The 12957-nt window shown below is 46.3% G+C and carries 11 protein-coding genes; 6 read left to right on the top strand and 5 right to left on the bottom strand.

The window, feature by feature from the left end:
- The first annotated feature begins 2 nt into the window (after positions 1-2).
- Positions 3-2507 carry a PilZ domain-containing protein gene (locus DQX04_RS05440; RefSeq protein ID WP_111914897.1) on the top strand — a complete coding sequence of 835 codons (2505 nt, stop codon included), beginning with the start codon at positions 3-5 and terminating at the stop codon, positions 2505-2507.
- A gap of 74 nt (positions 2508-2581) precedes the next feature.
- Positions 2582-4246, top strand: coding sequence for an energy-dependent translational throttle protein EttA (gene ettA / locus DQX04_RS05435; RefSeq protein WP_111914896.1), 1665 nt, complete (start codon positions 2582-2584; stop codon positions 4244-4246).
- Positions 4247-4315: 69 nt separating this feature from the next.
- On the opposite strand, the gene DQX04_RS05430 is transcribed toward ettA, so the two are convergent.
- Positions 4316-4996 (bottom strand): TorF family putative porin, encoded by a 681-nt coding sequence (locus DQX04_RS05430; protein ID WP_111914895.1) that lies wholly within the window; start codon positions 4994-4996, stop codon positions 4316-4318.
- A 223-nt stretch (positions 4997-5219) separates the two neighbouring features.
- Between DQX04_RS05430 and glyA the strand changes: the two genes are divergently transcribed.
- The 4 genes from glyA to ribBA are packed head-to-tail and all read left to right on the top strand — an operon-like array spanning position 5220 to position 9193.
- Entirely contained in the window at positions 5220-6479 is a 1260-nt protein-coding gene (gene glyA / locus DQX04_RS05425) for a serine hydroxymethyltransferase (RefSeq protein WP_111914894.1), read from the top strand.
- 19 nt (positions 6480-6498) lie between these two features.
- A complete protein-coding gene (gene nrdR / locus DQX04_RS05420) occupies positions 6499-6948 on the top strand; it encodes a transcriptional regulator NrdR (RefSeq protein WP_111914893.1) in 450 nt (149 codons plus the stop codon).
- Positions 6941-8056 carry a bifunctional diaminohydroxyphosphoribosylaminopyrimidine deaminase/5-amino-6-(5-phosphoribosylamino)uracil reductase RibD gene (ribD, locus tag DQX04_RS05415; protein WP_111914892.1) on the top strand — a complete coding sequence of 372 codons (1116 nt, stop codon included), beginning with the start codon at positions 6941-6943 and terminating at the stop codon, positions 8054-8056. Before nrdR ends, ribD begins: the two co-directional genes overlap by 8 nt.
- A 15-nt stretch (positions 8057-8071) precedes the next feature.
- Positions 8072-9193, top strand: coding sequence for a bifunctional 3,4-dihydroxy-2-butanone-4-phosphate synthase/GTP cyclohydrolase II (gene ribBA, locus DQX04_RS05410; RefSeq protein ID WP_111914891.1), 1122 nt, complete (start codon positions 8072-8074; stop codon positions 9191-9193).
- Here the strand turns inward: ribBA and DQX04_RS05405 are convergent.
- Genes DQX04_RS05405 through DQX04_RS05390 form a run of 4 tightly spaced genes read right to left on the bottom strand, consistent with a single transcriptional unit; the run spans position 9190 to position 12941 of the window.
- A complete protein-coding gene (locus DQX04_RS05405; RefSeq protein WP_111914890.1) occupies positions 9190-10086 on the bottom strand; it encodes a ketopantoate reductase family protein in 897 nt (298 codons plus the stop codon). The two genes, ribBA and DQX04_RS05405, sit on opposite strands and share 4 nt — an antisense overlap.
- A 3-nt stretch (positions 10087-10089) precedes the next feature.
- Complete coding sequence (locus tag DQX04_RS05400) at positions 10090-11703, bottom strand: MFS transporter permease (protein WP_111914889.1); 1614 nt, start codon at positions 11701-11703, stop codon at positions 10090-10092.
- A 3-nt stretch (positions 11704-11706) separates the two neighbouring features.
- On the bottom strand, positions 11707-12306 hold the full coding sequence (locus tag DQX04_RS05395) for a peptidylprolyl isomerase (RefSeq protein ID WP_111914888.1): 600 nt from the start codon (positions 12304-12306) through the stop codon (positions 11707-11709).
- Between the two features lie 44 nt (positions 12307-12350).
- The gene (locus DQX04_RS05390; protein WP_111914887.1) at positions 12351-12941 is read right to left on the bottom strand and encodes a YajG family lipoprotein; all 591 of its coding nucleotides are present in this window, start codon (positions 12939-12941) and stop codon (positions 12351-12353) included.
- Positions 12942-12957 lie beyond the last annotated feature (16 nt).

Below are 12957 nucleotides of genomic sequence, written 5' to 3'. Positions count from 1 at the left end.
GCATGGACAATTCCGCGCGCGAACAATTGATTGAACAGCTAAAGCCGGTTGTGAACGAACCGGAGTTTGATCAAATCTTTGCCATGTTAACGGCCGACCTCAGTGGCCCTGAACGCTTCCGACTCAAGTCTGAATTACGCCGTTTAGCTGCGGCGTGTAATGCTCAAATTGATCTGCGTAAACGTGTTGTTGGCGATGTTCGAGCTTATACACATAAAGGCCAAGTGCATTACATGGACCCTGTTGCCATTGCGATTTTCGAAGATGGTTTAGAGCGGTACCAAGGTGTTTTTACGCAAGATACTTACGATCGAATTTATGCGGCAGAGAACAACCTTCGCGTTATAGCCGAGAAAGAGAAGCAGCAACGACTTGAAGCGAAACGTAGAGGCGAAAGTTTAACGCCAGGCCAATCTCACGCCGAGCAAGTGCATCAAAATATTGCCGACTTAAAACACGAACAGTCGATTGAAGTGCCTTTCTTCACATTCGGCAAATATACCCATCGAAATGAAGAGCGTATGAACTACGCTGCTGCAGTCACCCTGAAGTGGCGAAATGCCGAAATACCTGCGGTTACTGCGGATGTTTCGGTGAGTGGTATTCGCGTGAAATTGAAGGTGCCTAGTGAACACCTAGAGCGTTATCCTATTAAGACCGAAGATAGTGTAGATGTTTCGTTCACAGGATTCTCGAGCGAATTCACACTAAACATTAAAGGTGGAGTACCTTATTCAGTGATTGCCGTAGAGCAAAAAGACAATGGGACATATTTGCGCTTAAAGCGAGACACTGAGATGCATTTCGATGACTTTGACAGCTTCTTGTCGAAGTTTATAGACGGTTATAAACGCCGTTATAAGGTGAACGTGGATAATGTCGTTGATGCGTTGACAAGCAAGGCGCATGAGCAATTGTATTTGCCACGCATGGTGGGTGTTCCGCTTTTCTTTAAGCGTGTTGAAAAGAGAATGTTCCCTCAAGTTGCTCTAGAAACTAAGTTTAATGCAGAAGTACTCGACAGCTGGACAGATGAAAATAACAACTGCGTGGTGGGCGGACTGTTTTCGGGTAAGCGATTAGCAAAGCTTTTGAAGCAGCTGAAAGATAATCCGAAAGGCATGACCGACGTTATTATTTATACGTTTCAGGTGCTTCGAAAAGGTAGTGTTTATTTTTACTCCGCAACCCAAGACGAGCTGAAAAGTGAAGAATTAAGGCATACCTTTTTAGGCTATGCGTGCCGTAAAAACCATTTCAAAGTGTATCGTTTTAGCTTAACGCGCTTAGACCTAGGTAAAGCATGGATTCCTTCAACACTACCTAAAGATGTTGCTGAAAAGGAGGGCATGATTCAGCGTCCTCCTACGCCTGTGGTGATGAAAGAGCTTGAAGGGCTAACCCATGTTGGGGTGTTAACGGATATCACTCCGTCACCTAAAAGCTATGCTGATTATGTGCCGAACAAAGACAAGCTACACCTGCTAAACGACTTTGTTCATCCAAGACGCGGTTTAGCTCCGTTAAAGCGCGCATCTTTTGACTTTATTAATGTTCGCAAAGAAAGCCGATTCAATTACCGATCGCAAGTGAGGGTGGTTTTTGAGGGAGAGTCTCAGATAGGTATGACTCGAGACTTCTCGACCCACGGATTGCAAATTGAGGTAGAGCGTCCAATCGACCTTCATGAAGGTGACATTGTTCATATCGACTTTCCTGTATTAGGAAAGCACTTCCCCGAGTACGAGCTTAAAAAGCTACCGTACCGGGTTATGAATTTAAGTCCTGACCTCACTATTATTCATATGGCTATTGTTGAAGAGCTAGACGAGCACGTTGGCAGACAGTTTTTCGACTTTATGATCCGTGCGAACCGTAAGAGTTTAAAAGCCCATCAACAGTCTGGCACGGTACATGGCTTGCAGCTGTGTTTGCGGAATTTGTATTGCAACGCGTTAATGTCGTTACCTCTTTTCCTGAAAAAGCCGAAGGGACAGAAGTTCTCGATGCATCGGGCGGGTGTTTCTCCACTGAAAGAGCCATTGAAGTTGAGCTGCAAGGAGTTGTCGGAAGGCTACAACTTGAATTTACAGCCGCTGTTGTCTGAGTCTTTTATTCAAAAGTATTTGGCACCGACTTGGCTAGGCATGGAAGAAAATAGTGCGCCATGGACATGTACCACCTTAGTTCGCCGTTCTATCGAAGACGGAGAGTTGAGAACGCGAAGACTTATGCTTAGCGCGCAAATTGATAGCGAAAAGGTATGCGAATTTATCCAAAAAGGTTTGGATGAGGGGGAAATATATGCCTTGCGATACACCTTAGTGCATACAGGGCAACCCGACACCGAGTTTATTGCTAACGAGTTTCGTTACCTTTACCAATACTCGCCGCATAGAGCTGACGCGCTAGAAGAAGAAATGTGGAGTGTAGTGGGCTTGGTGGATGTTACCCCGGTTACAGGTGAAATTCTGATGCGCTATGGATTTAGTGAGCAAATCGGTTAACCAGAGCTGTTCGACACCTACCCTTATGTTACAATTCCCGCAATTTTAAGAAGCACTCAAAGGAATTCTGTTCTATGGCGCAATATATTTACAGCATGCTTGGCGTAAGCAAAGTTGTACCGCCGAAACGTACCATTTTGAAAGACATCTCGTTAAGCTTTTTCCCAGGCGCGAAAATAGGTGTGCTGGGTTTGAACGGTGCGGGTAAATCAACCCTGCTTCGTATTATGGCAGGCGTTGATAACGAGTTTGAAGGTGAAGCAAGACCGCAGCCTGGTATTAATATTGGTTACTTGCCGCAGGAGCCGCAGCTAGACACACAAAAGACAGTTCGTGAAGTTGTAGAAGAAGCTGTTTCTGATGTGAAAAACGCATTAGCAGAGTTAGACGAAGTGTATGCGGGTTATGCCGATGAAAATGCTGATTTTGACGCGTTAGCAAAGCGCCAAGGTGAACTTGAAGCTATTTTACAGGCAAAAGACGGCCATAATTTAGAAAATGCACTAGAACGGGCGGCAGATGCGCTTCGCTTGCCACCATGGGACGCAAAAATAGAGCATCTTTCGGGTGGTGAGCGCAGACGTGTTGCGATTTGTCGATTATTACTAGAGAAGCCAGATATGTTGCTTCTCGACGAACCAACTAACCACTTAGATGCCGAATCTGTTGCATGGCTTGAGCGCTTCTTGCACGACTACGAAGGTACTGTTGTGGCGATTACCCACGACCGTTACTTCCTTGATAATGTTGCGGGTTGGATTCTTGAGCTTGACCGCGGCCACGGTATTCCTTGGGAAGGAAACTATTCGAGCTGGCTTGAGCAAAAAGATGCACGCTTGAAACAAGAAGAGCGTACAGAAGCTGCGCGCCAGAAGTCGATTCAAAAAGAATTGGAGTGGGTACGCCAGAACCCGAAAGGGCGTCAGGCGAAGAGTAAAGCGCGTTTGGCTCGCTTTGAAGAGTTGCAAAGCTCAGATCATCAAGCGCGTAACGAAACCAATGAGTTATTTATTCCACCAGGACCTCGCTTGGGTGACAAGGTACTAGACGTTAATGGATTAACCAAGAAATTTGGCGAACGCGTACTGATTGATAACTTAAGCTTCAGCATGCCGAAAGGCGCCATTGTAGGTATTATTGGACCGAACGGTGCTGGTAAATCAACATTGTTTAAGATGATTTCCGGCACAGAGCAACCAGACGCAGGTAGCATTGATTTAGGGGAAACTGTAGAGCTGGCTTCGGTCGATCAGTTCCGCGACAAAATGGACGATTCTAAAACCGTTTGGGAACAAGTTTCAGATGGTTTAGATATTCTGAAAATTGGCAACTTCGAAATTCCAAGCCGTGCGTATGTAGGTCGATTTAACTTCCGAGGTAACGACCAACAAAAACGTATTGGCGAACTTTCAGGTGGTGAAAGAAACCGTGTTCACTTAGCAGAGCTTTTGAAAGCTGGCGGTAACTTGCTACTTCTGGATGAGCCAACCAACGACCTCGACGTCGAAACTCTGCGAGCACTTGAAGAAGCGTTGTTGGAGTTTCCGGGGGCCGCAATGGTTATCTCGCACGACCGTTGGTTCTTAGACAGAATTGCCACACATATACTTGATTATCGTGACGAGGGTCAGGTTACGTTCTACGAAGGTAACTACACCGAGTACGAAGCGTACATGAAAGCCACATACGGTGCTGACGCGATGGAGCCACATCGTATTAAGTATAAGAGAATTGGTTAACGTGCAGCGTGTGAGCTATTAAAGTTAGAAGAAAAGCGAGTTTCCGAAAGGAGCTCGCTTTTTTATTTGTTACCAACCTATCGTTTTATTCACCATAAGCAGTAAGCGTGTATCTCCATAGGTGTCTAGATCGGTGCTGTGTATGCCCAACGATATGTCGAAGTGTTGGAGTGAGTAGTGCGCTGTGGCGTGGTAATGAACATAGGCGGCATTTCCTGCCTCCCATTCAAAGTTGTTGTCATCTAGGCTTGCCGAGCGGTCGATGCCTAGCTCGAAGGAGAGCTGGTCGGTGTATGGAATGGTATGCGTGGCCATAATTATGTAGTGACCTGCATTGGTGCCAAAATAGTCCCAGGCGTACCAAGCTCTTATTTCGGTGTTACCAAAACCGTAAGCACCATAAACTTCTGCATAATTCCCTTCGTCGCTGAAGTCGCCACCATGGTATGTGTATTGTGCAAAACCAAAATCTAGATATTGGTTGTCATTGAGTTCCTGCCAAAGGCCTAGGTATAAATCTACTTCTAAGTTGGTGTCGTCACCAAAATCGACGTTTGAAGCCCACGCCCCAGCATACCACCCAGACTTACCTTCCCAGTCGATACTCGCTTGTAATGCCGGAGACTCGTCTGTTTGCGATACACCATTGAACAAATAATCGCTCGCTAGAGTAAATGTTGAAGACCATTCAGCACTCGCTGGGAGGCTGAAGCTAAGCAGGCATGCAGACAAAGCTAGGATACGCTTCATGATTTAATCCTCATAAATAAGATGACTTCAGTTTAGTCTAATTCTCAATAATATAAGGTCTTTAGTGAGTGAAAATACAAATTTCTTTGCTGTGCTTATACGGGATTGGTCAGCCTTGATTGAAATTACCTTGATAGGTTTCCCCAAAGGGCATGAGTCGCTATAATGCGTACACTTTTTGAGTCTGTACTTGTGTGCGACATTTAACCTGCTGGGAGTAGACATGTTAAGCCGTGATATGAAAATTGCCGATTTTGATCCTGAATTGTGGAAAGCGATGGAAGCTGAGCGCGAGCGCCAACAGCATCATATCGAACTAATTGCTTCGGAAAATTACACCAGCCCACGCGTACTTGAAGCGCAAGGTTCAGAACTGACCAACAAATATGCGGAAGGTTATCCGGGCAAACGTTATTACGGTGGTTGCGAGTATGTAGATATCGCTGAGAACCTAGCGATTGAACGTGCTAAAGAATTGTTTGGTGCAAAATACGCAAACGTGCAGCCTCACGCAGGCTCTCAGGCTAACGCTGCAGCTTTTATGGCGCTTGTAAATGCGGGTGACACTGTATTAGGCATGAGCTTGGCGCATGGTGGACACCTTACCCATGGCTCTGGCGTAAACTTCTCAGGTAAAACATACAATGCTGTGCAATACGGTTTACACCCAGAAACTGGTGATATTCACTATGAAGAAGTTGCTGAGCTGGCGCGAAAGCATAAGCCGAAAATGATTATTGCAGGTTTTTCTGCGTTCTCAGGTGTTGTTGATTGGGCAAAGTTCCGTGAAATTGCCGACGAAGTAGGTGCTTACCTTTTAGTGGATATGGCGCACGTAGCAGGATTGGTTGCTGCTGGCTTGTACCCTAACCCAGTACCATTTGCTGACGTAGTAACGACTACAACGCACAAGACTCTAGCTGGTCCTCGTAGTGGTCTGATTCTTTCAGGTAAGGACGACGAAGACTTACACAAGAAGCTTAACAGTGCAGTGTTCCCAGGCAACCAAGGTGGCCCTTTAATGCACGTGATCGCTGCTAAAGCTGTGGCGTTTAAAGAAGCGTTACAGCCAGAGTTTAAAGCTTACCAAAAGCAAGTGTTAGACAATGCCAAGGCGATGGTTAAAGTGATGCAAGAGCGTGGCTACAAGATTGTGTCTAACGGTACAGAAAACCACTTATTCTTGGTCGACCTCATCGATAAAGACATTACGGGCAAAGACGCAGACGCTGCTCTAGGCCGTGCATATATTACCGTGAATAAAAACTCTGTACCGAATGATCCGCGCTCTCCTTTTGTAACGTCTGGTCTTCGTTTAGGTACACCGGCGATTACACGTCGTGGATTCAAAGTTGCAGAAGCAGAGCAGGTTGCTAACTGGATTTGTGACGTACTCGACAACTTAGGCGACGAAAGTGTAGAAGCTCGTGTTCGTGAAGAGGTGAAAGCGCTTGGCGAGAAACTTCCTGTATATAAAGATTAAACCAAGTTGAGGAGCTCACTTGCATTGTCCGTTTTGTAATACCCAAGAAACAAAGGTTATCGACTCGCGGTTGGTTGCAGACGGTATGTCTGTGCGCAGACGCCGCGAGTGCAATGCTTGCCGGGAACGTTTCACCACGTTTGAAACAGCAGAATTGGTGATGCCTCGGGTGATTAAAACGAACGGCGCTCGCGAGCCTTTTAATGAAGACAAGTTGCGTGCTGGTTTGCAGCGCGCACTTGAGAAGCGCCCTGTAAGTGTTGAAGCGGTTGAAAAGCTTGTTCATCGAGTTAAGTCTGAACTACGAGCAACTGGTGAACGTGAAGTGACGAGTAAGTTTCTTGGAAACTTGCTGATTGAAAACCTTAAGCAGCTCGACAAGGTGGCTTATATTCGTTTCGCTTCCGTGTACCGTTCTTTTGAAGATATTCGCGAATTTGGTGAAGAAATTGCGCGACTCGATGACTGATATCTCTACCGACGATTACTACATGAGTCGTGCGATTGAACTTGCACGCAAAGGTCGATTTACAACTCACCCTAACCCCAATGTAGGCTGCGTCATTGTAAATGGCGACGGGAATATTGTGGGTGAGGGCTGGCATGAAAAAGCGGGAGAAGCTCACGCGGAAGTTCATGCTTTAGCTATGGCTGGAAATCAGGCAAAGAATGCAACGGTGTTTGTAACCTTGGAGCCGTGTAGTCATCAAGGAAAAACCGGACCTTGTGCTGATGCGTTAATTAAAGCTGAAGTTGCTCGAGTTGTGGTGGCTATGGAAGACCCTTTTGAGCAAGTTTCTGGACGAGGCATTAATAAACTTCGGGAAGCAGGTATTGAAGTAGATGTCGGCGTGAAATACGAAGAAGCGCGACAACTGAATCTAGGCTTTCTTTCACTATGTGAGCGAAAAAAGCCAAGAATACAACTGAAGTTAGCTATGAGCCTAGATGGGCGAACTGCGCTTTCGAATGGTAAAAGTAAGTGGGTTACCGGCAAGTCTGCGCGACAGGATGTACATGAGGGCAGGGCTTGCGCTGGTGCTATCTTAACAGGCGCGGACACTGTTCTTGCTGATAACCCACAGCTCAACGTGAGAGCAGAAACAGAGGAGTTAAAGGCGCTAGAAAATTTACGCCAGCCTGTTCGCGTAATTATTGATACACAATGCCGTTTAATTCCGGCGCTACAGGTCTTTCAAGACGGTGTTCCTGTCTTTTTAGTAAGAACCAAAGCAAGTGAACAAGAATTACCTGAGCATGTTACCGAGTGGGTTGTGCCTGAGCAAAATGAGAAGGCCGATTTAACCGCAGTAGTCAGTAAAATTGCCGAGCTAGGCATACATTCGGTTTGGGCCGAGTGCGGTGCCCAGCTTGCCGGCGCGTTAGTTACACAGGACCTTGTTGATGAGTTACTGGTTTACATTGCTCCTAAGCTCATGGGCAATATGGCTAAGCCTTTAGTTCATTTGCCAGACTTTGCGGTTATGCGCGACATCGTTGAATTGAAATTGTCTTCCATGGATAAAATTGGCGAAGATATTAAACTTATTTATCAAATTGCTGAGCATTCTCAGTAAAGGAGCTTTCGTAGTATGAGTAGCCTCAATAGCACTGCAGAGATTATTGAAGACATCAAAGCCGGTAAAATGGTGATTTTGATGGACGATGAAGATCGCGAAAACGAAGGCGACCTTATCATGGCTGCAGAATGTGTTACGCCTGATGCAATTAACTTCATGGCGAAATACGGTAGAGGACTTATTTGTCTCACGCTTACTGAAGACCGTTGCCAGCAACTTCGCTTGCCACTTATGGTTGACCAAAACAATACGCCTTATGCGACTAACTTTACGGTTTCAATTGAAGCTGCAGAGGGTGTAACTACCGGTATTTCAGCGGCTGATCGTGCAAAAACGGTATTAGCAGCGGTAGCAAAAGAAGCAAAGCCGACAGACTTGGTGATGCCAGGTCACATTTTCCCGTTAAAGGCACGCCAAGGTGGTGTTCTGAATCGCGCGGGTCATACTGAAGCTGGCTGTGACTTGGCTCGGTTAGCGGGCTTTACACCGGCGTCTGTAATCGTTGAGATTCTTAATGAAGACGGAACTATGGCTCGCCGTCCAGACCTTGAAGTTTTTGCGAAGCAACACGGTATTAAGATTGGAACGATAGCTGATTTAATTGAGTACCGTTCTGTGACAGAACACACTGTTGAGCGTGTAGGGCATTGTAAACTACCTACGGCTTACGGTGAGTTTGACTGCATAACTTTCCAAGATACAGTAGACGGTCAAGTGCATTTCGCATTGGTTTCTGGTGAGGTAAATAAGGACACACCAGCGCTAGTAAGAGTGCATTTACAAGACACCTTTAACGATGTGCTAGCGACCGATCGAGCAGAGCGCAGAAGCTGGCCTGTTTACCGCGCTATGCGAAAAATTGCGGCAGAGGGTGGTGTTTTTGTCATGTTAGGACGCCAACAATCACCACAAGACTTGATTGCACAAGTGCATCACTTTGAGTTAGAAGACAAGGGTGAGTCTACGCCGACTGCAACGCAGTCTAACCAGTCTCGGAATGTGGGTGTTGGCTCGCAAATACTGTCGGACGTGGGCGTAGGTAAAATGCGGTTGTTGAGTTCACCGAAAAAGTACTCTGCGCTTTCAGGGTTTGGCCTTGAAGTCGTTGAGTTTATTGAGGATCAAAAAGACTAAAGCCTTTTAATGCTGTTAAATAGCTCTTGATTGAAAGGGGTAGGAATGTTGTGTTCCTGCCCTTTTTTTATGACATAACCGTTCAGGAAGTCTATTTCGGTTGCACGATTATTGTTGATGTCTTGCAGCATTGAATTAGCGTTTTCTTGCGTATGTTCAATGGTTTTATAGACCGAAGCGACTAACGCTTCTGAATTCAAATCCGACTGTGGCAGCTCTACGGCAATAACTTGTGCAATTTCGGAGCAAACACCTTCAATCATAGGTTTGTACTTAGGGTTCAACAACGCTCCGTTCAAGAGCTTTTCTCCTGCTGCTAGCGGATTAATGGCACAATTCATAGCGAGCTTCTGCCAGCGGCGCATTTGAATATTAGGATCCCAATGAAAAGGCGGGAGAGCCTGCTGTAATGTACTTACGAACTCAGGTTGTTGCTGGTTGGCGTTACGCGGACCAATCCAGCTTTCTCCACAACCTGAATGTTTAACTGAGGATTCTTGTCGAAATGCACCATGCGTGGTGACCCAGTCGTAAAGTGGGATGTCTCCTAGGGTTGCTATCGCTTCTTCACCGGCGCCAAGTCCATTATGGCTAAATATAATGGCGTCGGCATCGCGAAGGCTTTGCTGGTGCTCATGTATAGCTTCAGAAAGTTGCCAAGCTTTTAAAGGCAGAACCCAAATTTGACGTGCCGTTATAGGGGATGAAGCATGCTGATAGGTTTCTATTTCCCCGTTGAAGTCGGTATGCCCGTTTACAGATAATTGCACCGACTTCTTGGCAACAACAGAGCGAAGCACGAAACGTACGTGTTGTTGCTCTTTGGCTAGGCGGCTAGCGAGTATGCTAGCTAAGTTACCATGCCCGACAATATTCCACTCGTAGCTACTCATGCTTTAAGCGCCTGTATTGGATTTGGCACGGTGCTTTTGCTCGATAGCTTGTATGGGTTTGCGAATACTATACAAGAACAACAGACCAGGAATAACCATAAGCGTAGTGAGTAAGAAAAATAGCGCCCAGTTTCCTCCTAACCAGTCGACTAAAGCGCCACTAGTGCTGCCAATTACGGTTCTTCCCATGGTTGCGATTGAAGCCATAAGCGCATATTGGGACGCTGTAAAAGCTCTGTTGGCGAGTAAACTTATTAGGCCAACAAAAGCCACCGTAGACCATGCGGCAGTGAAGCCGTCAATGATCACAGCAGCTACGAGCATGGGAACAGAAGGACCGGTGAGCGCAATTGCGGCAAAGAATAGGTTACTTAGGGCCATTGCTGTTCCACCGATAAATAGCCCCTTTAGAATACCTGCGCGCATGGTGATGTAACTACCAATAAGTGAGAAGGCGATTGTTACTCCCCAGTTGAGTAGTTTGGAGTAAGTGCCAATTTGCGAGTTGGTGAAGCCTATCTCTTGATAGAACACAATAGACATGCGTCCAAGGAAAGCCTCGCCGAGCTTAAAGAGCAGAACGAATAGCAAAATAGATAAGGCGAAGCGTGTGCCGTTGCGTTTGAAAAAATCTGCCAGCGGTTCGATAAGCGTAACAATAAGCCAGGCGATGATCTTATGGCTAGTTTTAATAGTGAGTTGGACTTGGTGGGAGGCATGAACACCGTGCGAGTTTCTGTGAAGCCCGATTAATGTGCGTACGATAAGTATAAACAGAGCCGTTTGAGCTAAAGCCCAAATTATCCAGGTTTTATACGTTACGCTTGTGAGGCCCGCAAATCCTAAAATAGCCCAGCCTAACAATGTCATCATGGTAATCGCTGCAAAGGGAAGAATTGCAGCAGCACCTGGGTGACTGGCGACGTCTCGACGAAACTTCTGCTCGGCCTCTTGTTGCTGTATAGCCCGATCTGTTTTTGGCTCTCTGGCGAATAACCCCAGTAAAGCTATTGCAAGTACAATGACGGCTAGCAGAACATATATGGATGACCAATTCCATGCATCGCTGTCACTGAGGAAGAATGGAATGGCTCCTAATCCAGCATAGCCTGTCCACCAACCGGAAGTTGCCATTCCTGCGCCGGCAGACTGAACTTCTGCTTCGTTTTCGGCAATAGAATCTATGCGATAGCCGTCGATGGCAATGTCTTGAGTTGCAGAGAAAAGCGCTATAGAGAGAGCGATAAGACCCGCAGTGTGTAGGCTGCCATTGACGAGGTCTGCTTGTGACAGTAACAAACAACTTGCTGCTATACCGAGTTGGCAAAATAGAATCCAGCCTCTGCGGTGTCCAAGCGCATTGCTGAGTACAGGTATTTTTATGCGATCAACTAGGGGCGACCACAAAAAGTTGATGGAGTACATGGCAAATACGACGCCAAAATACCCGATAGCTGATCGAGATATACCTGACTCGTTGAGCCAGGCAGACATTGCCGAGCCAATAAGAACCCATGGGTAGCCACTGGCGATGCCGAAAACGAATATAACGAGTAATCGGCGTTGGAAGTAAAACTTCAAGACTTCGCCAAACTTGGACAGCGGTGGAACTTGCATCAATTAAAACTCAGCCGGAATAATTTCAACACGCTCGAGTATCAGAGGCTGAATGGGAACATTTTCATAACCATAAGCTTCGTGAACACCAACAGGTACCGCTGCTAATTCGTCTAATAACGGCATATTTGAAACGACTTCCCCGAACACTGTGTATCCCCATCTGCGTGTGCTTGGATTTAGTGTGTCGTTGTCGCTGACGTTAAAATAGAATTGCCTTGTGGCGCTATGTGGGTCACTTTGTCTTGCCATAGCAATGGTGCCGTAGCGATTAGTGAGACCGTTTCCTGATTCATTGAATATAGGGTCTCGCGTTGGAAGTTCATTCCATTCGGTGTCAAATCCTCCGCCTTGTACTACAAAGTCGACCACCACACGATGAAAGAGGGTATTGTTATAGCTACCGTCGGCTACATAGCCGAGAAAGTTATTGGCGGCAATGGGAGCGCGCATACGATTAAGTTCCACAACGAGCTCGCCATGGCTTGTGACAAATTTCACACGAGGGAATAGGTTGTTCGGCTGTATTTCTTCACCCGATTGTTGGGAAGACGCTGTAAACGAAAGTGCGAGCAGTAAAACGCTAATAAACGTACGAAACATGAAATTGTCCTGTTAATGCTGTGTTTATAATTTATCTAATCGTTTTAATTCGAAGTAGCGAGTTCTGAATTTTCATAGCTATTTAACCATTGCCTCATTCCAGAGTCTTGCAAAGACGAGTTGAGTGTACTGGAAAATAGGGCAGAAAGGTCGTTTTCAAGATCTTTGAAATCGACTTGTAGACTGCCTTCTCTGGTTCTGCGACGAGAGAAGGTTTTCGTAAGTACGCCACGCGGGTCTTCACTTGCGGCAATAATTACAACCTCGCAAATAGCACGATGGCTGCTTAGTGACTGCTCAACTGTACAGAGCGCTTTGTCGACGGTGACAGTTAGGGTTTGGATAGACTCGTTTGAAGTGGTTATGGCTTGGCGAAGCGCGGCACTCATCAGACTAGCCAAAGGACGCTCAGTCGTGGCAAACTCTGCAGGTTGATTTCCTCGGTGTAGTCTTACCACATGGTTTTGAGGCCTATGGTCGACAACACTGAGTTGAACAGGCGGAAGCGAGCGCTGTTGTTCGACATCAAATTCAAGGTTTAGCGCTGACTCTGGGGTACTCTTACAACCCGACAATAAAAGCAGCGAGCCAAGCATAATCATTGTAAGTTTAAAATAACAACGACAACGAACCACGAGCGATATCCTCTCT

It is taken from the genome of Aliidiomarina sp. B3213, assembly GCF_003290085.1.
In the GTDB taxonomy this organism is placed as follows: Bacteria; Pseudomonadota; Gammaproteobacteria; order Enterobacterales; family Alteromonadaceae; genus Aliidiomarina.
The sequence above is the reverse complement of the archived record's forward strand: the minus strand, read 5'-3'. Positions and strand labels throughout refer to the sequence as shown.